The following is a 26,779-nucleotide window of genomic DNA, read 5'->3' as shown; positions in this document are numbered from 1 at the left end:
GCCCAGGGAGGAAGCCCGGATGAGACGCCGTGAATTTCTGGTCGGGGCTACGCTGCTGGCCAGCACCATGGCGCGAGGCCGCGCCGCCGAGATTCCCGCTCCAACGCCCGATGGCCTCGATCGCATCACGGCATTCTTCGACAACGAGGTGACGAGCGGCCGGCTGCCGGGCGCCGTCATCCTGGTCCAGCAGCACGGCAAGCCGGTCTACCTCAAGACGTTCGGCGTGCGCGACGTCACGACTGGCCTTGCCATGACGCCGGACACGATCTTTGCCATCCACTCGATGACCAAGCCGATCACGTGCCTCGGCGCGATGATGCTGATCGACGAGGGTAAGCTCGCGCTCACCGATCCCGTGTCGAAATACGTCCCGCTCTTTGCCGACACCAAGGTGGGCCTCGAGATCACCAAGCCGGACGGCAAGCTGGAGCTCGATCTCGTGCCGCCGGTCCGTCCCGTCAACATCGAGGATCTGCTGCGGCACACCTCGGGCATCAGCTACGATTATATCGGCGGCAAATGGGTCGAGCAGGCCTACAAGGCTGCCGATATCTTCGAAGGTCAGTTCAACAACAGGGAATTCGCCGACCGCATCGCGAAGCTGCCGCTGGCGCGGCAGCCGGGAACGTTGTGGCGCTACGGTCATTCCACCGACGTGCTCGGCAGCGTCATCGAAATCATCTCGGGCCAGACGCTGTACCAATTCCTGAAAGCACGCATCTTGGATCCGCTCGGCATGAGCAGCACCAAATTCGCGCTGGCGACGGAGGACGAACTGGCGCGGATGGCGCGGCCGCTGCCGAACGATTTCATCCTGCTCGCCGCCGAGCGTGAGCGCCTCGACCATCCCGAATGGCAGTCGGGCGGCGGCGGGCTGCTCTCGACCATCACCGACTATCAGCGCTTCGCGCAGATGTTGCTCAACGGCGGCGAGTTCGAGGGCAAGCGTTATCTGAGCCCTGCTGCGTTCAAGGCCATGACGACCGATCACATCGGGCCCGGATCCGGCGTCGGACGCGACTATTTCTATTTCCCCGGCGACGGTTTTGGCTATGGCTACGGTCTTGCGGTGCGCACCGATCCCGGCAACGCGAAACCGCCGCCGCCTGGTTCGATCGGCGAGTTGAAATGGGACAGCGGCAGCGGCACCTATTTCGGCGTCGATCCCAAGCTCGACATGGTCTACCTCATGATGCAACAGACTCAGAGCGAGCGCGGCCGCATCACGCCGGCGTTCAAAGCGCTGGTCTACGATTGCTACCCGCCTCCGCTACGCCGCCCGTGAGGCGCGCTGACCGAAATCGGCGAGCAGCTTTCCGATCTCGGCTGCGGGCCGCGCCGCGCTGAACAGGAAGCCTTGCACCTCGTTGCAGCCTTCGGCGCGCAGCCAGTCGAGCTGATCCTCGGTCTCGACACCTTCCGCCGTGGTGGTGATGTTGAGGCTGCGGCCGAGACCGGAGATCGCGCGCACGATCGCGCTGCAATCGGGCCGCTGCGCCAGATCCTTGACGAAGGACCGGTCGATCTTGATCTTGTCGAAGGGGAAGCTGCGCAAGTAGCTCAGGCTGGAATAGCCGGTGCCGAAATCATCCATGGAGATGCCGACGCCGAGCTCGCGCAACTGATGCAGCGTGGCGAGGTTGGCTTCGGTCTCCGCCAGGAAGATCGACTCGGTGATCTCGAGTTCGAGCCGCCTCGGCGACAGGCCGGACTGCGCCAGGGCCGAGATCACGACCTGAACCAGGTTGCGGCTGCGGAATTGCGCCGGCGACAAATTGACCGCGACCTTGATGTCGACAGGCCATTTCACGGCTTCGGCGCAGGCCTCGCGCAGCACCCATTCGCCGAGCTGCGAGATCAGGCCGATGTCCTCGGCGACCGGAATGAACTCGGCGGGCGAGATCATGCCCTTGTCTGGGTGCCGCCAGCGCAAGAGCGATTCGAAGCCGGAGATGCGGTCGGAGGCGATCGACACCAGCGGCTGGTAGTGCAGCTCGAACTCGCCATTGGCAAAGGCGCGGCGCAGGTCGAGCTCCATGTCGCGGCGCCTCTGCGCCTGGAGGTCCATCTCGCGCTCGAAGAAATGGTGCACACCGCCGCCGTCGGACTTGGCCCGGTACAGCGCCATGTCGGCGTTGCGCATCAACTCCTCGGACGTCGTGCCATCACCCGGTGACAGCGCGATGCCGATGCTGGCGCCGATCACCATCTCCTGGCCGTCGATCTCATAGGGCGCCTTCAACATGTCGATCAGCAAGGTCGCGCAGGCGCTGGCCTCGTTCGGCGAGACGTCGGCCGCCAGGATGACGGCGAACTCGTCGCCACCGAGGCGGGCCGCGAGATTGGCACCGCGGACCGCGGTGGTCAGACGTTCGGCGACTTGCTTGAGCAGGCGGTCGCCCGATGGATGCCCGAAGGAATCATTGATGTTCTTGAACAAGTCGAGATCGATGTAGAGCACGCCGACCCGCTTTCCGCCGGCCTGGTCGAGCGCCTGCTTCAGCCGCTGCTGGAAATATTCGCGGTTCGGCAGGTCGGTGAGCCCGTCATGATGGGCCATGTGGGCGATCCGCGCCTCGGCCTTGCGCCGCTCGGTGATGTCGACCACCGCGACCAGATAGCCATCGCGATCATCGAAGGCGACGCGGCGGCCGAAGGTGAGCACCTCGATTTCGCTGCCGTCGGCGCGCAGGTGCCGCCAGTTGCGCGAGGAATGATAGGCATCGCCAACGCGTTCGAGTGCCTCGGCGTGGCTCTCCCACTCGTCCTCGGGCCAGATCTCGTGCAGCTTCATGCGCAGGAAGGTGGCGCGGCTGTAACCGTAATGCTGGACCGCGGCGTCGTTGACGCTGAGGAACTGCTTGGTCTGGGCGTCGAACACCCACATCGGCATCGGGTTGTTGTCGAACAGCAAACGGAACGAGGCGTCGCGTCGCTTCAACGCGGTGACGTCGGAGATCGTGAGCGAGACCACGTCGGCGAAGGCGGTGGCGCCGAGGCGGAGGTGTCGTCCGTCGCTCTCGATCTCGAGCTGCTCGCCGCGGCCGCCCGAGACGGCCTTGAGCAGGAAGTCCATGATCTCGGGTGCGGCCAGCAGCGTGCTCTCCTCACCGACCCGCCGCCACAGCAGGCTTCCGGTCGCGGCCTTCAGCAGCGCGCCCGCGCTCTTGTTGTGGTGCACGATCTGGAGATCGAACGCCTTGCCGCTTGCATCGCGCAGCGTCGCCAGCGAGACCACCGCGTCGTCGGTCGCGGAGAAAATCGCATCCAGGAGATTGTATTGCGTGCCGCGCTCGTTGATGTAGGCGCCGACCAGCGTCGCGCCCCAGCGCGAGGCGGTCGGCAGCGTCAGCACATCGTAGGTCCTGACCATGCCGTCGCGCACGCAATGCGCGCTGGCATGATGTGGCTGTCCCGTCGCGAGCGCGATCGCCGCCGCTTCCGTCAGCGCCGTGGCGCAATCGGGCGACAGCTCTGCGACGGCAATGTCCCAGCGCTCCTCGCCGAGCCATTTCTGCACATAACGTCCGCTGCGCGACAGTTCGAGCGCGCCGTCACCACTGAGCAGCGCGATGTGATCGGCGAGCCGTCCGAGACTGCCGAGCATCACGTCCTCGTAGCGCGGCAGCCGTTCGCCCGGCTTCAACGCGGCACGCCATTTGCGTTGAAGCACCGGGATGTCATCGAACATTTCGGCGGCCGGTTTTCCCGACACTTTCTTCGTGGCACTCATGGCAGTCCCCAACGCACTATCCCGGCGCATCCAATGCAGCTGCGCTTAACGGCGTGTAAAGAGCACACGGACGCGGGGTCCGTTCGGTGATTATGACAGTTTTAAGTCAGGTGTTGGTTAGTCGGCGTTAGAGACTATGACGGTTGTGTTTTCGAAACGTGCTGAGACATTGGCGACGGCGTCGCCGTCCCCGGTGTCGTCCTGGCGAAAGCCATGACCCATAACCACCGCAGATCGTTGTTGCGATCGCTTTGGCCGTTAGCGTGCTTCGACAATGCTGACCGGAGTAATGGGTCCTGGCTCTCGCCAGGACGACGTGGGGAGGTAGCGTGCGCGACTGCATCAACATCGTCATTGCGAGCGGAGCGAAGCAATCCAGAATCCCTCGGAGAAGGCAGTCTGGATTGCTTCGTCGCATCAGCGCAAAATTGCATTGCAATTTTGTCGCGAGCTCCTCGCAATGATGGAATATGTGGATGGCAACGTCGCTCGTCTAACGCACATCTTCATCGCAGGCACACCCGCGTATCCTCGCCCGACGGGCAGCGCAAGGTCTTGTAGCCCGTACTCGCTCAAAGCAAGGCGAGGCGCTCGCCCGCCGCTACTCCTCGCTCGAGGCGGCGGAGCGGTCGTTCAGATGGGCCTGTGACAGCAGAAAGAACAGCGCGCGCTCGCCGTGATATTTGGCGGACGGACGCGTGCGCTCGAACCCGTCCGCAAATATCTTGCCGGACTGGTCGCACACCTGCCATCGCCAGCCAAACCGCTTGCGCCTCGTTAGGATCACTTCGAACATCCCGACCGGCTGGGCCCCCTGCTCATTGCCGCTGGCGCAGCCGTCGATGGTCTGCGCATCCGGCTCCCCTGGACCGATGCGACATATAACCCAGCGGGATAGAAAGAGAATAAAATTGATGATCGGAATCGGGCATCGTCCACCGGCGTGGTGAACTCACGTGGTTTTCCGGAATAAGGCGCGGATGGCGGGTTTCTTCGCGCCTTGAGACGCGGCCTGGGCGCTACCGCAGAGGTAACAGGAGATGGTGTGCTTGTGCGCCATGTGAGAAGCGGAGGATTTTCCGAGGCGTGAAGCCCAGCATCCGGACCAGACCACCACCGGCGGCATCGCCGCCGAGGCATCACCGCGCGACGACCTCGACTTCGCCGTCGACGCCGTTCACGACGTTGAAACCGCGCTCGTAGACCTTGCCCTCGTTCTTGGCGATGGCGCGGTATTCGCCTTCAGAGAGCACGACGCGCGGAAAGGCGCCGATCGATTCCTTGATGACGTCGCCGCCCGGGGTCAGCACCGACCAGGCGGTGTTGGCGAGCGCCTCTCCGCCCCTGTCGCTGACGAGCTTGAGTGTGATGACGGCAGCGCGGTGGGTGATGGTGACGTCGGTGAGCTTGCCGGCCTGGACGCGGATGTCCGAGCGCACCACCGAATTGGCATCGCCATAGTTGGAGACGATGTAGTAGGTGCCCTCCGGTATCAGCACGACGTCGCCGGCGGCGACGTTCGGTACCAGGGAGGCGCGCTCGCCGGATTCGAACTGGCTGCCCTTGTAGATCGCGAACGAGATCTGGTTCTGCGGGATGCGGCTGGTGCCGACCCGGCCTTCGATGCGCAGGCCGCCGGCCGGCAGCACAAAGGATTCGCGGTCGGTCTCGGCCTTCAGGCTGACGGTACGCACTGCACTGACGAGGCCGAAGGCGACGTGCACGACGTAAGTGCCCGGCGGCAGCACGATGTTGGGCGTGGCGTTGCGGTCCTCGCGGATCAGCTTGAAGGTGCCGTTCTCGTCGGGACGGTCGGCGAATACGCGCCAGACTAGGCCGCTGGTGATCGCGGGAGAATCCTTGCCGTATTTCGCGGTCAGCGACAGCACGCCCTGACCGGGCGCGGCCGCATTGAGCGGCGCGGCCGGCGGCACGGAGGTGACTGCGGGCGGCGGCATGCTCGGCGTAACCGGCTGCGCCAGGGTCGGCGGCAGGCTCGGGGGGCCGGCGCCCGGCCCGGAGGGCGGCGCCAGATTGATGGCGCCGCCGGGATCCGGCACCGATGCGGGGGGCACTGGCGGCGGCCGATCGGAGAAAAGCTGCGCGCGCGCGGCGTTTTGGCCAAGAAAAACCGGGCCGAGGGACATGAGGCATGCGGCAAGGATCAACGCCGGCAGCAGCCGAACGCTGCGCCGCCATCCGATGATGCCGTCACCCCCGCGTGTCATGCCCCTGCTTTTCACCGAAAACGCGGCAAATTCAAGCCTCAGGAACCCGATCGAATACGGTCATTGGAACCCGGTTGACGCCTGCGTGATTAGTCCCGAAGCAACCGTCCATCGCCATACTCCTGCCCTGTGCGCTTCCCAAAGCGGCATAAACCATGCTTCGCCGCGGTTCTGGCGGAGCGCCAGTGTGACGCCTAGTCTGGTGATACGGGCCTGGCCCCGGCGTAGGGGAGTTTTTCAGTGCTGGACATCTTGAAGGGTCGGGGCGCGAACGGCTCAAACGGCGAGAAAGTTGGCGAGAAAGTTGGCTTGGGCAGCATCCGCCGGCCGGTCATCGGCCTTGCTCTCGGGGGCGGCGCGGCGCGCGGCTTCGCCCATATCGGCATCATCAGGACCCTGCTCGCCAACGGCATCGTGCCTGACGTCGTGGTCGGCACCTCGATCGGCGCCGTGGTCGGCGGCGCCTATGCGGCCGGCCAGCTCGATACGCTGGAAGAATGGGGGCGCAGCCTGCAAGGCATGCGCAACATCCTCGGCTATCTCGACATCCGCCTCAATGGCTCCGGCCTGATCGGCGGCGAGAAGCTGGCGACCCGGCTCGAGGAAGCCGTCGGCCAGACCCTGATCGAGGACCTCCCGGCCAAATTCGCCAGCGTGGCGACCGAGGTGCGCACCGGCCACGAGATCTGGCTGACGCGCGGCCGCGTGGTCGATGCGATGCGCGCCTCCTATGCGCTGCCGGGCATCTTCTCGCCCGTGCTGATCGGCGACCGCTGGCTGGTCGACGGCGCGCTGGTCAATCCGGTGCCGGTCTCGGCCGCCCGCGCGCTCGGCGCCGAAATCGTCATCGCCGCAAATCTTTCCAGCGACATCTTCACCCATTCCACGACGATCTATTCGCACGGCGCGATGCCCACTCCGGTGGCGCCGGTGGCCGAGGAGACGACGACCAAACGGCGTTTCCCGCGGCTGTTCTCGCCCGAGAAGACCATGAAGCGCGAGTTCTTCGGCGGTGGCGGACGCCCCGGCATCTCCTCGGTGATGGTGGATGCGTTCAACATCATGCAGGACCGCATCACCCGCGCCCGCCTCGCCGGCGATCCGCCCGATATGCTGATCACGCCACGGGTCGGCCAGTTCGGCTGGTTCGACTTCCACCGTGCCGAGGATTTGATCGCGCACGGCGTGCGTGCCGCAGAGCGTGCATTGGATTCGATCCAGGAAGCGATCCACGTGCTGGCGCCGCCGCCTGAAGGCGCAGCGCCGACAGTACACGAGTGAAGTCCACTCAGGCGGTCTTGATGTAGTCGCGCAGGGCTTCCTGCTCGGCCTCGTATTCCTGGACGCGGCGCTTGACGATGTCGCCGATCGAGATCAGGCCAACCACCTTGCCATTCTCGATCACGGGCAGATGGCGGAACTTGCCTGTCGTCATCATCTCCATGAGCTCGGCGACCGTATCGGTCTCCTTGCAGGCGACGACCTTGCGGGTCATGACCTCCGCGACCGGCTCCTCCAGGACGCCGGCGCCGCGCTCGCCGAGCACGCGCACGATGTCTCGCTCGGACAGGATGCCTTCGAGCCGGCTCTGGTTCATCACCAGCACCGCACCGATCTTCTTCTCAACGAGCAGCTTGATCGCGACCGACAGCTTGACGTCGGGCTCGACGCTCATGATCTGATGGCCCTTGGTGTTGAGAATGGAACGTACCGTCATTGTCGTCTCCCTGAATCGGAGCCGTCCGCCATTTGGCGGTTCGGAACTTGTTCGCGAGTCTTCAACTAACAGTTTCAGCGCCGGTTCACGCTCGTGCGCTTTGCGAAGCATTGCTTCGCTTTCGGAACATTCTTCGCGGGAATGATGGATGAATTCGGGCCGCGCCGCAAGCGCCGCTTCAAATTCGGTCTGAAACGTCCTGTGATGACGCATCCGCAGCATCGCTTCGCACGCGCGGCACGGGATCGAACAGCGCGAACAGCAGGAGCCCTGCGAAGAAGCCGCCGATATGCGCTTGCCAGGCCACGCTCGTGGTTTCGGCATCGACGCCGATCGCGCCGACACCGAAGATGATGTTGAGGCCGAACCAAACGCTGAGGAAGCCGACCACCCGTCCGTCGCGCAGCGCGCGCGACAGCGGCAGCGCCGGAACCTTTGCGGCGGTATCGGCGTCCGAACGGCTGAACGACAGGAAGCTGCCGCGAGCGAACGCGAAGCGGATCGCCGCCGCCATCGCCCCCGACACTGAGGCCGAGGCGCCAATCATTGGCGCCACCGCGTGCTCATGGGTGACGAGATGGGCGAGCGCGCCGGCCGCCGCCGTCACCGCCATGAACACGAAGAACCTGATGGCGCCGAAGCGCCGCGCCAGTGCACTGCCGAACGGCAGCAGCCACAGCACGTTGAAGCCGAGATGGGTGAGGTTGGCGTGCAACAGCGAATAGGTGACGAAGGTCCAGACCTTCGCACCCGCCCCGCCCGGGATCTGCAAATTGAGCAGCGAGGAATCGTAGCGCTTCGGGATGAACCCGAAGACGTCGATGGTCCAGTTCTCGATCTCCGGCGGCAGCAGCACCCGCAGATGGATCAGCGCCAGCAGGGCGATATAGGCGGTCAGCGCCGCGGGCAGCGTCAGGATCGGCTCGCGCGGTGCCTCCTGGACGGCCGGCAGATCCGGAGAATCCTGCGGTGGAGAATTTTGCGGGGAATCCAAGGCAGCTTCGCTTTCAGGCGCGATCGGAGCGATCCACTTGGAGATAGTCGCCTTTGCCGGCGTTGCGCAAGTGCACAAAAGGAAAAGGCAGGGCCCTGGGAAAGCCCTGCCTGTCCGTATCGGACTTCAGGTACCCCTGGGAATAAGGTGTATCCCCACCCCTCCCCGCGGTCCCGTGACCAAACTGTTTGACGCCCAAAGTACAGGCCTCGCCGAGAACCTGGAAAAACCGGCGGGACTTGCGACCGCGATCACCATAGCAGGCGGGCCGCCGGCGCAAAGCGCATAGTTAATTTAACGTTAACGACGCAAAAGCAGCGCCCAGGAGTGCGAAAACGCCCTCGCGGCATGGACGCTGCAGATCCCCTCCTGCACAACAACGAAAGGGATCGCGGGTGCACTGAAGCGGGACAGGTTTGTGCCGTGAGGATGCGCCCCGGGGTAAGCGTTCAGTCATGAAACATCCGTCAAGCCGCGAGTTCTTCGCGTATTGGGACGACAAGCGCGGCACGGCGCGGGCCCCTGACCGCGCCGACATCGATCCGGCCGCCGTCCGTGACCTGCTCGGCGACATCTTCGTGCTGTCCTGCGAGCAGCACCTCGGCTTCCCGTTCCGCGTCGCCGGCACGCGCGTCTGCGCGCTCGCCGGAGGTGATCTCAAGGACCGGAGCTTTGCGGCGCTGTTCACACAAGCCAGCCGCGGCGAGATCGAGGAGATCACCACAATTGTCGCCGACGAGACGTTGGGTGCGATCGCCGGCGTCACGGCCGCACGCGAGAACGGCAGCAAGGCGCATCTCGAGCTGCTGCTGCTCCCCTTCAATGCTCGTCCGCATACGCCCGTCAGCGTGACCGGCGTACTCGCGCCGTTCGACGACGAATGCGGCACACTCGGCCCCTTCACCCTGACCTCCTGGCGCTATCTGCATCAGCCGGAGAAACTGCTGCCGCGCGCGATCCGCAAATTGCAGATCGCACGCGGGCTGATGGTGTATGAGGGGCTGCGGTAGATTTCGAAATCTCCTACGCAGACGGTGATCGTGCGATGGATCGTCGCGCGCCATGACCGATTTTGCCGGATTTGCGTCATTCCTGAAATCGTTGCGACCGGATAGCTTCCGCGCCGCGTGAGACGACGAGCGGGTGACATCATGAGCTGGCGCATTCTGGCGTGGACCGCCCTCGGCGGCATGGCATTGCTGGTGGCGATCGGCGGAACCTGGCTGCTCCTGCTGCCGGGTACGCCGGCATCGGGAACCGCGCCTGCGATCTCCAGAGACGAGGCCGAGGCGACGCTGGCGGCGCTGAAACCGCCGAAACGAAAGCGACCCCTGATCGTCATCGTCGGCATCAACGACATGAGCGAGACCACCGACTATCTGATGCCCTACGGCATCCTCGTGCGGGCGAACGTCGCCGACGTCCTCACCCTGGCGACGCAGCCGGGACCCGTCACGCTCTATCCCGCACTGAGGGTGCAGCCGCATGCGACCATCGCCGAGTTCGACGCCGCGCACCCCGACGGCGCTGATTACGTCATCGTGCCCGCGATGAGCCGCGACGACGACGCAGTCGCCCTGCAGTGGATCAGGAGCTAGGCCGGCAAGGGCGCGATCGTGATCGGCGTCTGCGTCGGCGCCACGGTCGTTGCCAACACCGGGCTGCTCGACGGCAAGCGGGCCACGACGCATTGGTATTCCGTGCGCGATCTGCAGAAGCATTCGACCATCCGCTATACGGCGGACCGCAGACTGGTCGTCGACCAGGGCGTCGCGACGACCACCGGAATCAGCGCATCCATGCCGATGGCCCTCACCCTGATCGAGGCCATTGCCGATCGGGCCAAGGCCGAGGCGGTCGCCAGCGACATCGGCCTTGCGGCGTGGGATGCGCGCCACCGCAGCGACGCGTTCAGCTTCACGCGCCCCTTCGCGCTGACGGCGATCGCGAACACGCTCGCCTTCTGGAACCGTGAGCAGCTCGGAATCGCACTAACGCCTGATATCGACGAGGTCTCGCTCGCGCTGATCGCCGATTCATGGTCGCGGACCTATCGCTCACGCGCCCTCACCTTCGCCGCCACGGCGCAGGCGCGCACGAGCCGCGGAGGCCTCGCCATCCTGCCGGACCGGATCACGGACGATTGGCCGGCGCAGCAGGCGCTGCCGGGAGCCGGCACCTCCCCGCCGGCACAGGCGCTGAACGAAACGCTGCGTGCGATCGACGCGCGCTACGGATCGCGCACGGCCGACTTCGTGGCGATGCAGCTGGAATATCCGAAGCCGGATTGATCTCACTCTTAGCGGCGGAATAGATTGGAACGGATCCACATGAGCAAGCCGCGTTGGCGTCGCGCGCGCACGGCCGACCTTGCTGCGATCGGCGCGATCGCGGCGCTCATCCATCCTGATCTTTCCGAGCGCCCTGATGTGTTCGCGGAGAAGATGCGGCTTTGTCCCGATGGCTGCCGCGTGCTCGCGGCGGACGAAGGGATCGTCGGCTACGGGCTCGCCCATCCCTGGAAGCAGCATCAGATCCCGCCGCTCGACGGCTTCCTCGCAAGCTTGCCCGATGATGCTGACTGCCTCTACGTGCACGACGTCGCCGTGCTGCCCGACGCCCGTGGTGGTGTCGCGCGCGCCTATATCGCGACGATCGAGCAACTCGCACGCTCAATGGGCATTGCGGCTCTCGCGCTGGTCTCGGTCTATGCCACGCGGCCGCTATGGGAACGTTTCGGCTTTCGGCCCGTCACGATGGATGCGGAGTTGCGCGCAAAGCTCGCATATTACGGTGAAGGCGCGACCTACATGCTGCGCGATCTCGCTGCGACGTGAGCCCCCTCCCCGGTCGCGGCTCACGCGGGCGTGAAGCCACCAGTTCGAACCGGGTTCAGCCAGCCTCCGTCGAAGAACCGTGCGGGCCGTTCTGGTCTCGCCGAACCGAGACTGGAGAATGTCCATGAAACTCACGTTGCCGAAAGTAGCCTTGATTGCCTTCGTTGCGGCGACCGCATTCAACGCGACCAGTGCCACCGCCGCGCAGTACCGGACCTACGGCTGCGAGTTCGCCTTCTTCGAGGGCTGCAGCGGCCTGATCGAGACGCCGAGCCAGGGCGGACGACGCACGGTCACCCATCGCGACACCTCGCCGACTTACATGAAGCAGAGCGATCCTCGCTACAGCTCCGCGATGCGTGATGCCGGCGGCGGTGGCGGTGGAGGCGGCGGTGGCGGTGGTGGCCGCTGAAACTCACGCCTCTCTCTTCGGATGATGTCGCCGGTGCAATCCGGCGGTATCATTGCCGTCTGAGCTGAACGGCGGACGCTCAGCCTCGCCGTTTCTTCTTCGCCTTCTTTCCCGGCGCGCCCTTCACCGGCCACGGCGTGACCGAAAGCTCTGCGTGGCCCTGTTTGTTCTTATGCTTCTTTTTCTTCCCGAAGGAAGGAGCGTCGCCAAATTTCGGGCCACGCTCGCCGTGAGACTTGCTGCGCGGCTTGAACACACCTGCCTCGCGCGCGCGATCGCTCTGACGCTCACGGTGATCATCGTCAGCGGCCTCGCGCCGAGGCGCATATGACCGCTGCTCCGAAGCCGCCTGCCGCGGCAGTGCGTCCGCCATCGGCTCGATGCGGATGCTGTCTTCCTTGTCCGGGCGCTTGATCTTGGCGGCGAAGGAATCCGCGACCCGCTCGGAAATCTCGAACTCGGTGGTGGTGTCCATGATCTTGATGGCGCCGATGTCGCGCTTGTCGATGCCGCCGCGGCGGCAGATCATTGGCAGCAGCCAGCGCGCCTCCGCATTCTTGCGCCGGCCGATGGCGGCACGGAACCAAACGCTGGCCTCCGCCATGCCATGTTTCGACGATGACTTGCCAGATTTCGATCGCGGCTTGCCGGGGCGATCGCCGCCGCCTTCACCTTCAAACCTGTCACGACCGCGATCGTCGCGCGGCTTGCCGCTGCGCTCGCCGGGATCGATGATGTCCCCGGGCGCCGGCAGCCGGGCCCGATAGAGCCGCGCGAGCGCAGCGGCGATATCTTCGGGCGAGCGCTCCGCCAGCAATGCCTGCGCCAGCACCAGATCGTCGGCGGTGGTGTCCTCGGTGAACAGCACGTCCTTCATGCGCGCGTGATCGAGCTTGCGGATGTCCTCCGCCTGCGGCGCCGTGCCCCAGGTCGCCTCGATGCCGGAGAGATTGAGCAGCAATTCCGCGCGCCGGCGTCGTGCCGGCGGCACCAGGAGGACGCTCGTGCCCTTTCGTCCCGCACGCCCGGTGCGGCCCGAGCGATGCTGCATGACCTCGGCGTCATTGGGCAGATCGGCATGGATGACGAGGTCGAGGCTCGGCAAATCGATGCCGCGGGCGGCGACGTCGGTCGCGACGCAGACGCGGGAGCGTCCGTCCCGGAGCGACTGCAGCGCCATGGTGCGTTCGTTCTGCGTCAATTCGCCTGACAGAGCGACCACGGAGAAGCCGCGCTCCAGCAGCGCTGCCTGCAAATGCCTGACGGCATCGCGCGTGCTGCAAAACACCAGCGCGCTCGGTGCCTCGTAGAAGCGCAGCACGTTGACGACCGCGTGCTCGACGTCGGCAGACGCGATCCGGATCGCGCGGTACTCGATGTCGGCGTGACCGCCTTCGTCACCCGCGACCTCGATGCGGAATGCGTCGCGCTGATATTGCCTGGCGAGCGCGACGATGCCGCGCGGAAACGTCGCCGAGAACAGCAGGGTGCGGCGCGACTCAGGCGTGGTCTCGAGGATGAATTCCATGTCCTCGCGAAAGCCGAGATTGAGCATCTCGTCGGCCTCGTCGAGCACGACCACCTTCAATTCGGAGATGTCGAGGCGGCCGCGACGCAAATGATCGCACAGCCGGCCGGGCGTGCCGACGACGATATGCGCGCCGGCCGCAAGCTCGCGCTGCTCGCGCCGCGGATCCATGCCGCCGACACAGGAGACGACGCGCCCGCCGGCATGCCCATACAGCCAGGCCAGTTCGCGTTGAACCTGCAAGGCGAGCTCGCGGGTCGGCGCCACGATCAGGGCAAGCGGCGCGCCGGCCTGGTCGAACCGCTCGGCCTCGCCCAGCAAGCCCTTCGCCATGGCAAGGCCATAAGCCAGGGTCTTGCCGGAGCCGGTCTGAGCCGAAACCAGGAGGTCGCGGCTGGAGGTTTCGTCCGTGAGCACGGCGAGCTGAACGGGAGTCGGGGAATCATAGTTCCGCTCGGCCAAAGCTCGGGCGAGCGGCGGGGTCAGGGCCGGAAAAGACACGAGATGGAGAACCTTGGTTGATTCAGGCGCGCAAACGGTGGACCGGCGGACCTGAGCTGCATGCGCGGCAAACGGCCCGACCGCACGCGGGATTTGATCTGGGCGCTCTTTACGCCAAGCGCTCAGAAATCACCATGCCTGTGATGCATGGCTTTGCAATGAGAACCGCGCCTGAAGGTTGCAGCGGATTTTTGCGGCCACCTCGACTAAGCTGAAACACAACCGGATCCCAAGGGAATGACCGCGTGACGTCCTCCGCCAAACGCAGCTGCGGCGATTGCACGCTTTGCTGCAAGGTGATGGCCATCGAGGCGCTGGCCAAGCCGGTTAATGCCTGGTGCTCGCATTGTCAGCCCGGCCGCGGCTGCGCGATCTACACTGCGCGGCCCACCGAATGCGAGGACTTCGCCTGCCTGTGGCTCGTCAATGATCTCCTCGACGAGTGCTGGAAGCCGAGCCGCTCGAAGCTCGTCGTGACGACGTCGGAGGACGGCGTCGAAATCCGATGCGACCCAGGCTCGCCCAACGCCTGGCGCAAGGAGCCCTATGCCGGAGACATCCATGCATGGGCGGTCGAAGGCGAAACCAACGACATGACGGTTGTCGTGATCATCGGCCGGCGCATGATCCTGGTCACGCCGGACCGCGAGTTCGATCTTGGAATTGTCGGCCCCGACGAACGAATCGTGCGCGAGCTGGAGGGCACGAAGGTGGTGGGTGCGACGGTGGTGAAGGAGAACGAGCTCGGCCGCGGCTAGCGAGTGCACAAGCACGACGACACCGACGATTTCCCTGTCGTTGCGAAGGGGCGCCTGGCTCGGATCTAATCCCTGGAGGTCGCCAGCTTGCTAAAGCTCCCGACCAACTTCGCAACACTGTCTCTCGCTGCAAAGCTCAAGGCGCGGATGGCGCGCCAAGCTTCGGTTGCCTGCAGCCACGCCTTCATTTCGGTGAACTTCCCGTATGTCCAAGCGAATGCCGGAATCCGCATCAGCTTGTCCCGCGTGAGATGGAACAGGCGCTCGACCAGCACGAGCTTGAGCAGTTCACCGACGATCAACGTCGCCGCGCCGCTCAGGACCTGGCCAGTTGCGGCAAGGTAAGCTGCCAGGGGCTTGATCGGCTCCAGAATGATGACTGGCACGGAAAACAAGGCCAGCGAAGGATAAGGCGGCAGCGACCTGATCCAGGCCCGCAATCGCTCGAATTGGAAGTGCCGCCCAAGCCAGAGCGCGATGGGCCGCGCAACGGCCATGAAGACCGCGTCCACCAGGAAGTAGATGACGGCCAGGACGTAAGTGACGGGTTTCAGAATTCGCTTCACGGCACCTCTCCCGTGAACTGAAATCCGGAACTAGGGCCTAAGTTTCACCGCGGCGTGAAGAGTTCGCGGATTCCCGATGGAACTTTTTGGGCTGTTCAGATCTCCGCATAGACCTCCAGCAGATTTCCGTCGGGGTCGCGGAAGAACAGCGTGCGATGACCGAACGCCTGGTTCGTCGGCGGCGACAGCAGCGCCACCCCCTGCCGCACGAGTTCGTCGGCGCACGCATCAACTTCAGTTGCCGACACCTTGAAGGCCAGTTGCAGCGAAGCGCTCCCCGTCGGCGTCGGCGCATCGGCCGCGGTCCGGCTCGGCCTTGCCAGCGCCAGCGTGTTGCAGCCTATGCCGTACTCGATCCAGTTCGGCGAGAGCTCGCGCAGCAGCGGAAAGGCGAGAACGTCTTCGTAGAAGCGCCGCATCGCCGCCATGTCGCGCACGAAGATGACGGTGTAGTCTATCGCGCAGATGGCGGTGAAGGGAGAGCGACGGCGCGGGGTTGGTTCGGTTGTTTGTTCGCTTGACATCTCGTCCTTCATTCCAGCCCGACTCGTAGCCCGCATGGAGCGAAGCGGAATCCGGGGCAACTCCATCCACAAGCACCCCGGATATCGCTTCGCTCATCCGGGCTACAATATCTTGCGAAGTTTGCGAGACTTTATCTCAGCAGCCCACCACCATAGCGCAGCTCATAGAGCGGCGCGCCGTCATCCCGCGCAATCGTCTCGGCACCGTGGAAGCGATCCAGTGCGCCTTCGACCTCGTTGCGGTAGACCATGCCGCTCTGTTCGAACCGGCGCGGGTCCGCGTTTACGGCGAGCAGCGCCTGGCGCAGGAATTTGTAGATCGCGAGGAAAGTGTCCCGATCTCTGATCTCCGCACGTGCGCCGCCGCTGTAGCTCATCGACCAGATGATGCGATCATCGCGCGACACGGTCTCCTGCCCGACGAAAAACCCCATGCCGAAATAGATATCACGATAGGCATAAGGCGGCGCGCGGTGCTCGAGCTGTTTGGAGCCCGCGAGCAGCGGGACGGCGATAGTCGCATCGTCATCCAGCCCGGCATAGGTGCGCCGCTTGGCTTCGACCGGGAACGCGGCGAGATCGTGGGGGACGGAGGACATGACCTACTCCACCAGCTCCGGCCACGGCACGATGGTCGACTTCACCGTCTTCATCGCCATCGCGTCCTTGACCGCCTGCGCGACGCCCGCTTCCGTGAACGGATAGATGGTCTGCATATTCAGCCACGGATACTTGTCGCGCGTGCGGTAAAGCATGTCGACGCCGAGCGGCAGATCGTTGCCGGTAAAACCCCAGGAGCCGAGCACGTTGAGGTCCTTGGTGCAGATGCGGTGCCAGGAGGTCTCGATCGAGCCGGCGTCGGTGAACTGGCCCATCTCGACATAGGTGCCGCCGTCACGCAGCATCTCGATGCCTTCAGGGCCGGCTGAAGGGTATCCCGAACAATCCATCACGAGATCGGCGCCGAAGCCGCCGACGATCTCGCGCACGCGCGCGATGCGATCCTGCGGCGATTTGATCTCCTCGATGTTGACAGTCGCCCCCGCGCCGAATTCGCGCGCGAGGCGAAGCCGCGGCTCCTCCGGCGCGCCGATGCAGATCACCCGCCCTGCCCCCATCTCCCGCGCGGCCGCGATCGCCAGAATGCCGATCGGCCCCGAGCCCTGGATCACCACCGTGTCGCCCCAGCTGAATCCGCCGGCGCGGCTGGCGCGGTTGAAGGCGCGGATGCAGGACGTCAGCGGCTCGGACAGCGCGCCCAATCGCAGCGACATGTCGTCGGGCAGCTTGTAGATTTTGGTGCCCGGCAGCATATCGAGATCGACATAGACATATTCGGCCCAGCCGCCCCACATGTGAGGTGGCTTCTCGAAGCCGAGATAGCGGCCGTAATAGACCGGCGTCAGGCACTTGTTGGCTGTCTGCGGATAGTGGATGCAGTAATAGCAGCGTCCGCAAGGCATCAGCGGCGGGATCATCACCTTCGAGCCGACTGTAAGCGGCTTGCTCATGAAGTCCTCAGTGAACTCGTCGCCGCATTCGACGATGATGCCGCCGAGCTCATGGCCGAGCGTGAACGGCCAGGGCAGCGGCTTCGGCCAATGTCCTTTGAGAATATGCAAATCGGTACCGCAGACCCCGCAGGCGCCGACCTTGATCAGCGCCGCCTTGCGGCCGACCTTCGGCCACGGCACGGTGCGGATGACGGGCTCCGAGCCCGGCCCTGCATGGGTGCAGACGCGGATGGATTCCATGGCTGTTTCCTCGATGCCCGTCTGTTATGATTGATTGGTGCGGGCTGAAGCGAAGCGTATGTGAGATGCGGGCTGGTGCCAAGCGGGCAGCCTCGTAGCCCGCATGGAGCAAAGCGGAATGCGAGACCGGCGGCCCCGGATTACGCGTCCGCTCCATCCGGGCTACGGGCTCCTAACTCGCACACCCAAGTGTCTTGAGCCATTGACGCCGAACGTGTAAGGCGGCCCAAGTCCTACCTTGGTGCCCACTTGAACCCCCTCCCTCAAAATCCCATGGTCGCGTCCGGCTCGTTCGCGGCCATGAAGTCGGTGCCCTACCGACTCCAGTTCGTCGCCTACGTGCTGGCGATGATGGCCGACAATGTCGAGCATGTGATCAGCTATTGGGTGGTGTTCCAGAAATTCCATTCGCCGGCGCTGGCGGGCTTTGCGGTGCTGTCGCACTGGCTGCCATTCCTATTGTTCTCGGTCGCGGTGGGCGGGCTCGCCGACCGGTTCGATCCGCGCCGCATCATCCAGTGCGGCATGGTGCTGTTCATCGTCGCCTCCGCCGGCTGGGGCTTCTTCTTCCTCACCGATACGATCCAGATGTGGCACGCGATGCTGCTGCTGGTGATCCACGGCTGCGCCGGCGTGTTGTGGCAGACGCCGAACCAGCTGCTGCTCTACGACCTCGTCGGCCCCGCCGATCTTCCGAGCGCGGTGCGGCTGAACGCGATGGCGCGCTATCTCGGCATCCTGGTCGGGCCCGCGGTCGGCGGAATCATCATGCTCACGCTCGGCACTTCGCACGGCATCATCTTCAACACGCTGTTCTATCTGCCGATGCTGCTCTGGCTGTTCTGGGCGCCGCTGCGCGACAAGAGCGTCGCCGTGCGGCGTTTCGCGGTGCGCGGCCTTGCCGACATCGTGCTGACCATCCGCGCCATCGGCACCCAGCCGGTGCTGTTAGCGATGACTTGGCTCGCAGGCCTCACCTCCTTCATGATCGGCAACGCCTATCACGCCCAGATGCCGGGCTTTGCCGGCGATCTCGGCCATGGCGACCCCGGCGTCTCCTACAGCGTGCTGCTCGCGGCTGACGCGGCTGGTGCGCTGCTCGCCGGCATCGCGCTGGAGTCCTGGGGACGCCTCAAGGGCACGCCGCGCACCGCGATCATGCTGGCGATGCTCTGGAGCATGGCGCTCTTCGGCTTCGCCTCCGTGCGGATCTATCCGGTCGCGATCGTGCTGCTGTTCTTTGCGGGCTTCTTCGAGCTCTCGTTCAACACCATGGCGCAGGCGCTGGTGCAGCTGAACGCACCATCCGACATCCGCGGCCGCGTCGTCGGTCTCTACAACATGGCCGGACTCGGCATGCGGGCCTTCAGCGGCATCACCGTTGGGCTATCAGGCGCCGCGATCGGCATTCACTGGTCGCTCGGGCTCTCGGCGGTGGTGCTGCTGGCGCTGCTGGGTCTTCTATATCGGCGGCGCCTGCGAGCGGCTTGACCGGTCCCGCCCGGGGGCCTCGCCTGCCCGCCCTTGATGTGGCTTTTCGAGCGCATTGTGTCTGTCCGTTACCGGCGCGCCCGATCCTAACGCGGCATTAACCCTATGCACCTTAGGGTCGTGCCGGACTCCGCCCGGGCGGGGGGTCGGGTGTTGGAAATGGCGTTAGCGAACAGAAAATTTCTTCCGGCCGCCGAAGAGCGTCGGCGTTTCCAGCGGGTGAAAGTGCACCTGCTCGGCCGTTACATGCTGCCGGACCGCCGTGAATTCCCCTGCCAGGTGATCAACATGTCGCCGGGCGGCCTCGCGCTGCTCGCCCCCGGCATCGGCAATGTCGGCGACCGCGTCGTCGCTTATCTCGACCATATCGGCCGGGTCGAGGGCAAGATCACCCGGATCATCGACAATGGCTTTGCCATGACGATCGGGGCAACGCCGAGGAAGCGCGACAAGCTCGCGGCCCAGCTGACCTGGCTCGCCAACCGCGACATCCTCAACCTGCCGGAGGACCGCCGTCACGACCGTATCGTGCCGCGCAACCCGATCGCGGTGCTGACGCTCGAGGACGGCACCAAGATGACCTGCCGCATCATCGACCTGTCGCTGTCAGGCGCCGCGATTGCCGCGGAGAACCGCCCGCCGCTGAAATCGACGGTTCTGCTCGGCCGGGTCCAGGGCCGCGTGGTCCGAAACCTCGAAGACGGCTTCGCCCTCGAATTCATGCACGAGCAGCCGGCCGAGACACTCGAAGAGAGCGTTACCGCGCGGTAAAGCGCGACGACATCAAAACCACTGCATTTCCAGCCTCGAAGGCGGCCTCCGCGATGCGGACGCCGCCTTTTTCGTGCGTTGCGACTCGCTCTACGCGAGTTAACGCGAGGGGTGCACGTGCGCGCAAACAACGGCTCCGCCAGCGTTTGCGCGTTAATAGATAAATTTTGAATCAATTGCAGTCATTTCAAATTTTACGAGAATTCGATTCAAGTATAGATCGAATTCGCCGCGCCTTTTACTTGCATTCGTCTCGACTTGACTTGGCTGACTTAGCGGCAACTCAAAAGCTCCGTGCGAAATGTGGTCCCAACAAGAAACGGGGGCCGCAATGTTTGACTTCAGGGGACAGGGGAAAGGGCTGGCGCTGGCCGCCATGCTCTTCGGGATCAGCGCGACAGCGCAGGCCGGCGAAGGTCGTCTGCTCTACGCGAGCCTCGGCGACACCACGCGTGCGCCGATCGGCTGGGTCGAGTTCTGTGCGGACAACGCCGCTCAGTGCAAGGGCGGGCCGACGCAGGCACGCGACATCGTGATGTCGCAGGCTGCATGGCGCGACCTCGTCAAGGTCAATCGCTGGGTCAACGAGACCGTGAAGCCTTTGACCGATCAGGAGCACTGGGGCGTGATCGAGAAGTGGTCGCTGCCGACGGACGGTTACGGCGACTGTGAAGACTACGTGCTGTTGAAGCGCAAGATGCTGATCGATGCCGGATGGCCGCGCGAGGCCCTGCTCATCACCGTCGTGCGCGACAAGAAGGGCGAAGGCCACGCGGTGCTGACGGTGAAGACCGACAAGGGCGAGTTCGTTCTCGACAATCAGAACGAGAGCGTCGTTGCCTGGACCGAGACCGGCTACCGCTTCGTCAAGCGCCAGTCGCAGAGCGATCCCAACGTCTGGGTCTCGCTCGGCGATACCAAGCCGGCGGTCTCCACCGCCAGCGCCAGAGATTAGGAACGAGACAACGAGTTACGCGACCCGGTCACATCCCCACCCCTCCCCGTCCCAGACCGGTTCGCGCGCGGCCAGCCATCCCCCAATGGCTGGCCGCAACTTTTTGAGGAATACGATCAGTCCTGTGCGGTCCGGCGAGACCAGGGCACGCGCGCCGCGGTGAAATCGCGCCACGTGGTTTGCAAGGCGGGCTGCACGCCAACCGACGCGCGCGCCTGCCAGCCGGCGATCGCCGCCGCGGCGATGGCGCTGTCGGGCTCGGCATCGAGCCGATCCAGCAACGATGCCGTCACTGCCATGTCGTTGAAGGCGCCGAGCTCCTCCTGCAAACCGGCGAGCCTGCGGGCAAATTTTCTCGCAGACTTCCGATCGGCAAACAGCGGCAGCAGGAACTCGCTGAGATAGCGCAGCCGCTTCGTCGCGAGCCGCACCCGGTGCAGTTGTTCGATCGTGAGCGACTTGAAGCGGCGCCCGCGCTTGAGCACCTTGGCGTATCGCTCCGACAAGATGCGCTGCGCGAAGTTGACGGCGGGCTCGGCGAGCTGGCCGAGATCTTCGGCGGCGACGTCGTTGCGCCAGCCGCGTGTCTCGATCCAGCCGCCGAGGCCGATCAGGAACACGGCGCAGCGGCGGTCGGCGAGCGCATCATGCGCCTTGCGATAGGCGTCAGCCTGACGCTCGGCCGCGGCCCGGCCGAGTGCATCGAAGCCGGCGATCGAAGGACAGGCTTTTGCGATTGTCGGCAAGGTCTCGAGCTGGAACACATCCCAGTCCCGCGCGGCGGACAGATCCTGCGCCAGCCAGCGCGCCTCCGACCGCAACGCATCGAGATTGCTGAGCGCGCCGACCGATCGCATCAGGTCCAGCGCCGAGCGCAACCGGCGCAGCGCAACGCGAAGCTGATGGACGCCTTCCGGATTGCGGCCGTCCTCGGCGGCGGGCAGCGACTGAAGCAGATGATGGAAGCAGGAGCGCAGGATCGTCGCGAAGGCCTCGTCAAGGGTCACCGACGGATCGAGGCGAAGTTTTCGCGGGCGCCGTGCCGAGGGCGGCTTGCCGGCGGCAAGGTCGAAGCCACGCTCCGACTTGGTGCGGATGGACGGCTTCACCGCCCCGTGTTCCGCAAGCGCGACCTCATAGATTGCGCTTGCGCTGCCGCTCTTGAGCTCCAGCTCGATCTCGCTCACCGGCAGCGAACCGTCGCCGGCCGTCAGCTCGCCCTGGTCGAAGGCGACTTCGACCGTGCCGGACGGCAGATCGAGCATCCGTCCATGACGATGGACATCGGCGGTGAAGACGGCTTCGAGCGGCCGCGCTTCGAGGTGGCAACGAAGCTTCTCCGGAATGAAAGGCATCGCCAGAGCGAGATCGGGCGCCAGCGACGGCACGCTCGCCTCCCACTCGTCGCGGCGCAGCGGATCGTCCGCGGCGTCGGTCTTCACGGTCTGCACGAAGCGCGCGCCGCTCTGGCGTACGCGCAAGCTCAGGCCGCTACGCCGAAGCGTGCGCTCGGGCGTGTCATAATAGACGGACTTGAGATGCTTGCGCGTGCCCTTATTGCGCGCGTTCGTCGTGATGACCGGCGCAGCGTTGAAATGCGCCATGCGATCGGCATCGACGAGAAGCTTGAGTTCGATTTCACCGGCCGGACGCGCGCCAACGCTTGACGGAACTGGTTTCGGATCAGGCGTCGTCTCTTGCGATGACGTCTGATCACTCACGGCGTCCTCGATCCGAGGTTCTGCGCCTGGCCCGGCGGGTTCAATCTGCCTGAGGAAGCCGGCAACGACTTGCGTTCTCTTGTTGTCCTTTGGACCAGGATTCCCATCCGGCGCGCCCGGAGTCTTGCGGGCCGGTGTTGAGTCTGACTTCAGCATTTTGGGGTACATGACAGTTCGATGACAGAGCGCGAGCATATAGCCGGCAAGCCCCGCAAGGAATAGTCAGGTTACGTCGCAATGCATCATCGTCCACATGCGACGCACATCCGCGAACCACAGCTCAGCGGCGGCGGAGGTCCTTAAAGGCCTGCCCGCAGCTTTTCGAGGGATTGCCGCTCACTCCGCGGCTTCGAGATTGACCGGCCTCTCCGCGCTCGCGAGCGGCGACACCGCCGGGCCATTGAGTGCGGTGCCGTCGGGCGCGAATTGCGAGCCGTGACACGGGCAATCCCAGCACTGCTCCAGCGCATTCCAGTGCACGACGCAGCCGAGATGGGTGCAGCTTGCCGAGTGCAGATGCAGACGTCCGTTACGGTCCCGGCAAGCGGCAATCTTCTTCAGGCCGCTGCGGACCAGACGCCCCTCGCCCGGCCGCAGCCGTTCGACGCTCGCCATCTCGCTCGCCGCAAGATATTCCGCAAAATTCTTCAGCGGCGTGATGTTCTCGCTGATGAACTCGCCGATGTTCTTCTGAATCTTCCGTGACGGAGCGTAGACTTCTTCCCAAGGGCTCGCGCCCGTCGTGATCAGATCCGTCACCAACAGGCCGGCGACGAGCCCGTTCGTGATCCCCTGCCCGGAATCGCCGCTGACGATGAAGAGATGCTCCTCGCCGGGGCTGCGGCCAATGAAGCCGGTGAAATCGACCGGCTCCAGCACCTGGCCGGACCAGCGATGGGTGACCTCGCGCAAACCCGTCAAGCGATCGCGTGCCCAGCGCTCGAGCGCGTCAAGGCGCTGTACGCCGTCGTTCGCTTCGCCCGATTTATGATCTTCCCCGCCGATGATCACGATATCCTCGTCGGCAGAGAACGGCTGGAGTCGGACATAATGATAGGGATCGAGCGTATCCCAATAAAGCGCATCCTCCAGCGCGCCGGCCGCAATCTTCGCGGCGAGCGCATAGGTGCGATAAGGCGCCTGCTTGGTGTGGATCGCCACCTGCACATTGACGGGCGAGTTCGTCGCGACCACCACGTCGGCGGCGTGGACCTCGTGGCCTGAGGCGGTCGTCACGACCATGTCGCCATGCTGTTGACGGATGCTCTCAACACAGGTGTCGGCGTAGAGCCGCGCCCCCCGGCGCTCGAGTGCGCTCGCCAGACCCGCGAGGTATTTGGTCGGGTGCAGGCGCGCCTGCCGGGCAAAGCGCAGCGAACGCACCTGGCCCTCGGCATGGAATGGGGTTGGCTCGATGCGGTTTTCGACCGGAATTCCGAGCTTGCGACAGCAAACCAATTCCTCGTCAAGTTCGGACGCGGGCGTTTCGGGCGACAGCACCCAGTAACCGTCGACGCGTTGAAAATCGCAATCGATATGCTCGGCAAGCTGGATGACCTCGGCGCGATCGATCGCGGCAGCGACGCTCTGATAGTAGTGCCGCGCACGCTCAGAGCCGCGCACCCTCACCAACTCGTCGTAGCCGTCGTCGAGCGCCGTCGCCAGATGAGCGGTGGTGCGCGCCGTCATCCCACTGCCGATGCCGCCGCGGTCCAGCACCACGACCGAGCGTCCGTGGCCGGCAAGCTCATAGGCGACCGACATCCCGGCAATTCCAGAACCGACAACGACGACGTCCGTACCCACCGTACCGGATAGCGCCGGCGCGTCGGCAACCGAAACATCCATCCAGAGCGATCGGGTGTGCTCGTCCCGGGCATTCATGACAGTACTCCTCGCAAGAAAAAACGAGGCGGCAGGAACAGGGTTCCTCCCCGGCGGCCGGCGAGCGGAAATCGCATTGAGACACCGCGTTCATTAGGAACCTTCATCGCGCTCGCGCTTGAAACGACATGAAAAATCCATCACCCGGAATGCGCAGGGCGTTACGTCAGGCTCAATTGTACGGACATCTGCTCGTCCGGAATGACAGGCTGTATTACCCAGGAGGCAATCATCCGATCTGCTCGATACAGCTTGCACGAGAGATGGTCAGGTCAGGATGGATGACCAAGCACGACGGCGAATACGAGATCACGCCTGACGGGCAGCTTGCCGCCGAGAGCGAGCTCAGCCGCTGATGCGGTCGCGCAGGTCCGCCGGCCGCAACTTCTCCTACAGGCTTTGCGATCCGTGCCGGTCAGGCGCCGAGCACGTCGACCAGCCGAAGCTCGTCGGCGGCGGGATCCTTCAAGAACAGCTCGGCCTCGATCTCGGTCAGATGCGACAGCATCTGCGCGCGCGCCGCCTCTCTGTCGCGCTTGCGGATCGCGGCGACGATGCCGGCGTGGTGATCGGTGCCGCAGGCCGGCGTGTCGTGGCGGCGGTAGAGCAGGATGATGAGCGAGGAGCGCGCGATCAGCTCCTTGAGGAAGCCGAGATAGATGCTGTGGCCGCTCATCTCGGCGATGAGGCGGTGAAACTCGCCGGAGAGGCGGACCGAGGCGCGCGCATCGCCACGCAGCTCGGCCTCGCGCTCTTCAGCGAGATGGCGCTGGAGGCGATCGAGCCAGGCCGGCGATGCCGCATCGATGGCGTGATCGACGATGGTGGGCTCGATCAGGCGGCGCGCCTCGAACACTTCGCGGGCATCGGCGGGTGTCGGGCGCGCGACGAAGGCGCCGCGGTTCTTCTCGATATTGACGATGCCCTCATGCGCGAGCTGCTGGAGCGCGGTGCGGACCAGCGTTCGGCTGGCGCCGTAGATGTCGCCGATCTCGTCCTCGCCGAGCTTCGTGCCGGGCAACAGGCGGTGCTCGAGGATCGCCGCGGTCACGCCCTCCCGGATACGGCTGACGCGATCGCTCGCGTCCGGCGCGTCGGATTTCGGGCGGGTCTTGGCGGCCATGGTTGTAAGGCTCGATCGACAACGTTCGGCTGCGAATGTTAGTCGACGAGCTGTATCCAATCACAGGCGAAAGTTTATACAATCTTCGCCCGTTTTGTGTGCAGATGACTGCGCATGCGGCAGGCAGCCTGGCTGCGCCAGATTCGATCTAACGATCTGACTCCGCTGCACAGTTTCGAAAAATTGACCGGCCGAGAGCCGTTGGCACGGACCTTGCGGAGAGAGGCGGGAAGCATCGCCCTCCTGTCGGACACGCCATGGCCACTCCCGCCGCTCTCGAACTGGTTGCCGTCACCAAGCGCTACGACACGACGCTGGCGGTCGACAATGTCAACCTGAAGATCCCGGCCGGCACCTATTGCTGCCTGCTCGGCCCCTCCGGCTGCGGCAAGACTTCGACATTGCGCATGATCGCGGGTCATGAGGCGGTCAGCGAGGGCGATATCATCCTCGGCGCGCAGAACGTCACCGACCTTGAGCCCGCCAAGCGCGGCACGGCGATGATGTTTCAGTCCTATGCGCTGTTTCCGCATCTCAGCGTCATCGACAACGTCGCTTTCGCACTGAAGATGCGCGGCATCGACAAGCCGACACGCCACAAGCGCGCCGGCGAATTGCTCGAACTGGTGGCGATGAGCCCCTATGCGGGGCGCCTGCCCGCGCAACTCTCCGGCGGCCAGCAGCAGCGCGTCGCGCTTGCCCGCGCGCTGATCACCGAGCCGCAGATCCTGCTGCTCGACGAGCCGCTCTCCGCGCTCGATCCCTTCCTGCGGGTGAAGATGCGGGGCGAACTGAAGCGGCTGCAGCGCGAGCTCGGCATCAGCTTCATCCAGGTCACCCATGGCCAGGAAGAGGCAATGGCGCTCGCAGACCATATCGTGGTGATGAACCACGGCCGGATCGAGCAGCAGGGCACGGCGCGCGACATCTTCCACCATCCCCGCACCGAATTCGTGGCGCGCTTCATCGGCGGCCACAACGTGCTCAGCGACGCCGGCAAGCTCATCGCCGTGCGCGCCGATCAACTCGGCATCGTCCCGTTCACCGACGGCGCCTTCGGCGCGCCGGCGCTGCTGACCCAGACCGAGTACCAGGGCTCCTACGTCGCCGTCTCGCTCACGCTCGACGACGGCACCGCCCTGTTCTCCCACGTTCCCGAAGCCAGCTTCGACGTCCACCCGTTCCGTCCGGGCGATCGCGTGCTGGCCACCTGGGATCCCGCCAAGGCGCAACGCCTGCAATAGCGCCGATCGATCACTGGAATGCGCAACAGAGGAGT

At 64.8% G+C, this 26,779-nt stretch carries 23 protein-coding genes and 1 pseudogene; 11 read left to right on the top strand and 13 right to left on the bottom strand.

All coding sequences use genetic code 11. The features are described from left to right. Nucleotides 1–19 precede the first annotated feature (19 nt). Nucleotides 20–1,288, top strand: coding sequence for a serine hydrolase domain-containing protein (locus ACNJX8_RS16555; RefSeq protein ID WP_439361379.1), 1,269 nt, complete (start codon nucleotides 20–22; stop codon nucleotides 1,286–1,288). Here the strand turns inward: ACNJX8_RS16555 and ACNJX8_RS16550 are convergent. The 3 genes from ACNJX8_RS16550 to ACNJX8_RS16540 all read right to left on the bottom strand — a co-directional run bounded on the left by ACNJX8_RS16550 (nucleotide 1,274) and on the right by ACNJX8_RS16540 (nucleotide 5,964). Continuing rightward, nucleotides 1,274–3,736 (bottom strand): putative bifunctional diguanylate cyclase/phosphodiesterase, encoded by a 2,463-nt coding sequence (locus ACNJX8_RS16550; protein WP_439361378.1) that lies wholly within the window; start codon nucleotides 3,734–3,736, stop codon nucleotides 1,274–1,276. The genes ACNJX8_RS16555 and ACNJX8_RS16550 overlap by 15 nt on opposite strands. 601 nt (nucleotides 3,737–4,337) lie before the next feature. Next, entirely contained in the window at nucleotides 4,338–4,532 is a 195-nt protein-coding gene (locus ACNJX8_RS16545) for a hypothetical protein (RefSeq protein ID WP_128940488.1), read from the bottom strand. A gap of 343 nt (nucleotides 4,533–4,875) precedes the next feature. After that, entirely contained in the window at nucleotides 4,876–5,964 is a 1,089-nt protein-coding gene (locus ACNJX8_RS16540) for a hypothetical protein (protein WP_439361377.1), read from the bottom strand. Nucleotides 5,965–6,204: 240 nt separating this feature from the next. Here ACNJX8_RS16540 and ACNJX8_RS16535 point away from each other — a divergent pair, with 240 nt between their 5' ends. Further along, entirely contained in the window at nucleotides 6,205–7,245 is a 1,041-nt protein-coding gene (locus ACNJX8_RS16535; protein WP_128933023.1) for a patatin-like phospholipase family protein, read from the top strand. Nucleotides 7,246–7,252: 7 nt separating this feature from the next. Here ACNJX8_RS16535 and ACNJX8_RS16530 read toward each other — a convergent pair whose 3' ends face one another. Beyond that, on the bottom strand, nucleotides 7,253–7,681 hold the full coding sequence (locus tag ACNJX8_RS16530) for a CBS domain-containing protein (protein WP_439361376.1): 429 nt from the start codon (nucleotides 7,679–7,681) through the stop codon (nucleotides 7,253–7,255). A 178-nt stretch (nucleotides 7,682–7,859) separates the two neighbouring features. Then, nucleotides 7,860–8,675: a rhomboid family intramembrane serine protease gene (locus tag ACNJX8_RS16525; RefSeq protein WP_439361375.1), complete on the bottom strand. Its 816-nt coding sequence runs from the start codon at nucleotides 8,673–8,675 to the stop codon at nucleotides 7,860–7,862. Nucleotides 8,676–9,130: 455 nt separating this feature from the next. On the opposite strand from ACNJX8_RS16525, the gene ACNJX8_RS16520 reads away from it, so the two are divergent. The 4 genes and pseudogenes from ACNJX8_RS16520 (at nucleotide 9,131) to ACNJX8_RS16505 (ending at nucleotide 11,924) form a co-directional block, all read left to right on the top strand. Then, nucleotides 9,131–9,685, top strand: a complete 555-nt coding sequence (locus tag ACNJX8_RS16520; protein ID WP_439361374.1) for a PAS domain-containing protein — start codon at nucleotides 9,131–9,133, stop codon at nucleotides 9,683–9,685. A gap of 141 nt (nucleotides 9,686–9,826) precedes the next feature. Continuing rightward, nucleotides 9,827–10,966: pseudogene (locus tag ACNJX8_RS16515) on the top strand (DJ-1/PfpI family protein). A gap of 39 nt (nucleotides 10,967–11,005) precedes the next feature. Beyond that, the gene (locus ACNJX8_RS16510) at nucleotides 11,006–11,512 is read left to right on the top strand and encodes a GNAT family N-acetyltransferase (protein WP_164934799.1); all 507 of its coding nucleotides are present in this window, start codon (nucleotides 11,006–11,008) and stop codon (nucleotides 11,510–11,512) included. 124 nt (nucleotides 11,513–11,636) lie between these two features. Further along, complete coding sequence (locus tag ACNJX8_RS16505; protein ID WP_439361373.1) at nucleotides 11,637–11,924, top strand: hypothetical protein; 288 nt, start codon at nucleotides 11,637–11,639, stop codon at nucleotides 11,922–11,924. Nucleotides 11,925–12,003: 79 nt separating this feature from the next. Here ACNJX8_RS16505 and ACNJX8_RS16500 read toward each other — a convergent pair whose 3' ends face one another. Continuing rightward, nucleotides 12,004–13,953, bottom strand: coding sequence for a DEAD/DEAH box helicase (locus tag ACNJX8_RS16500; protein WP_439361372.1), 1,950 nt, complete (start codon nucleotides 13,951–13,953; stop codon nucleotides 12,004–12,006). 245 nt (nucleotides 13,954–14,198) lie between these two features. Here ACNJX8_RS16500 and ACNJX8_RS16495 point away from each other — a divergent pair, with 245 nt between their 5' ends. Then, nucleotides 14,199–14,711 carry a hypothetical protein gene (locus tag ACNJX8_RS16495; protein ID WP_439361371.1) on the top strand — a complete coding sequence of 171 codons (513 nt, stop codon included), beginning with the start codon at nucleotides 14,199–14,201 and terminating at the stop codon, nucleotides 14,709–14,711. Nucleotides 14,712–14,776: 65 nt separating this feature from the next. On the opposite strand, the gene ACNJX8_RS16490 is transcribed toward ACNJX8_RS16495, so the two are convergent. The 4 genes from ACNJX8_RS16490 to ACNJX8_RS16475 all read right to left on the bottom strand — a co-directional run bounded on the left by ACNJX8_RS16490 (nucleotide 14,777) and on the right by ACNJX8_RS16475 (nucleotide 17,555). Beyond that, complete coding sequence (locus ACNJX8_RS16490; RefSeq protein WP_128945675.1) at nucleotides 14,777–15,277, bottom strand: hypothetical protein; 501 nt, start codon at nucleotides 15,275–15,277, stop codon at nucleotides 14,777–14,779. A gap of 95 nt (nucleotides 15,278–15,372) precedes the next feature. Further along, nucleotides 15,373–15,813: a VOC family protein gene (locus tag ACNJX8_RS16485; RefSeq protein ID WP_128933013.1), complete on the bottom strand. Its 441-nt coding sequence runs from the start codon at nucleotides 15,811–15,813 to the stop codon at nucleotides 15,373–15,375. 119 nt (nucleotides 15,814–15,932) lie between these two features. Continuing rightward, complete coding sequence (locus ACNJX8_RS16480) at nucleotides 15,933–16,400, bottom strand: DUF5680 domain-containing protein (protein WP_439361370.1); 468 nt, start codon at nucleotides 16,398–16,400, stop codon at nucleotides 15,933–15,935. A gap of 3 nt (nucleotides 16,401–16,403) precedes the next feature. Continuing rightward, a complete protein-coding gene (locus tag ACNJX8_RS16475; RefSeq protein WP_439361369.1) occupies nucleotides 16,404–17,555 on the bottom strand; it encodes a zinc-binding dehydrogenase in 1,152 nt (383 codons plus the stop codon). Nucleotides 17,556–17,828: 273 nt separating this feature from the next. Here ACNJX8_RS16475 and ACNJX8_RS16470 point away from each other — a divergent pair, with 273 nt between their 5' ends. From ACNJX8_RS16470 to ACNJX8_RS16460, 3 genes are all read left to right on the top strand, one after another. Further along, nucleotides 17,829–19,046: an MFS transporter gene (locus ACNJX8_RS16470; RefSeq protein ID WP_128945705.1), complete on the top strand. Its 1,218-nt coding sequence runs from the start codon at nucleotides 17,829–17,831 to the stop codon at nucleotides 19,044–19,046. Between the two features lie 159 nt (nucleotides 19,047–19,205). Continuing rightward, nucleotides 19,206–19,817 carry a PilZ domain-containing protein gene (locus ACNJX8_RS16465; RefSeq protein WP_091889429.1) on the top strand — a complete coding sequence of 204 codons (612 nt, stop codon included), beginning with the start codon at nucleotides 19,206–19,208 and terminating at the stop codon, nucleotides 19,815–19,817. Between the two features lie 331 nt (nucleotides 19,818–20,148). After that, nucleotides 20,149–20,772: a transglutaminase-like cysteine peptidase gene (locus ACNJX8_RS16460; protein ID WP_164939481.1), complete on the top strand. Its 624-nt coding sequence runs from the start codon at nucleotides 20,149–20,151 to the stop codon at nucleotides 20,770–20,772. A gap of 116 nt (nucleotides 20,773–20,888) precedes the next feature. Here the strand turns inward: ACNJX8_RS16460 and ACNJX8_RS16455 are convergent, their stop codons facing one another. From ACNJX8_RS16455 to ACNJX8_RS16445, 3 genes are all read right to left on the bottom strand, one after another. Next, on the bottom strand, nucleotides 20,889–22,649 hold the full coding sequence (locus ACNJX8_RS16455; protein ID WP_439361368.1) for a CYTH and CHAD domain-containing protein: 1,761 nt from the start codon (nucleotides 22,647–22,649) through the stop codon (nucleotides 20,889–20,891). A gap of 180 nt (nucleotides 22,650–22,829) precedes the next feature. After that, a complete protein-coding gene (locus ACNJX8_RS16450; protein WP_439361367.1) occupies nucleotides 22,830–24,377 on the bottom strand; it encodes an FAD-dependent oxidoreductase in 1,548 nt (515 codons plus the stop codon). 415 nt (nucleotides 24,378–24,792) lie between these two features. Further along, the gene (locus ACNJX8_RS16445) at nucleotides 24,793–25,500 is read right to left on the bottom strand and encodes a GntR family transcriptional regulator (protein ID WP_439361366.1); all 708 of its coding nucleotides are present in this window, start codon (nucleotides 25,498–25,500) and stop codon (nucleotides 24,793–24,795) included. A gap of 257 nt (nucleotides 25,501–25,757) precedes the next feature. On the opposite strand from ACNJX8_RS16445, the gene ACNJX8_RS16440 reads away from it, so the two are divergent. Next, nucleotides 25,758–26,744: an ABC transporter ATP-binding protein gene (locus tag ACNJX8_RS16440; protein ID WP_128933008.1), complete on the top strand. Its 987-nt coding sequence runs from the start codon at nucleotides 25,758–25,760 to the stop codon at nucleotides 26,742–26,744. Nucleotides 26,745–26,779 lie beyond the last annotated feature (35 nt).

This window comes from Bradyrhizobium sp. SPXBL-04 (assembly GCF_051853035.1).
In the GTDB taxonomy this organism is placed as follows: Bacteria; Pseudomonadota; Alphaproteobacteria; order Rhizobiales; family Xanthobacteraceae; genus Bradyrhizobium; species Bradyrhizobium zhanjiangense.
The sequence above is the reverse complement of the archived record's forward strand: the minus strand, read 5'-3'. Positions and strand labels throughout refer to the sequence as shown.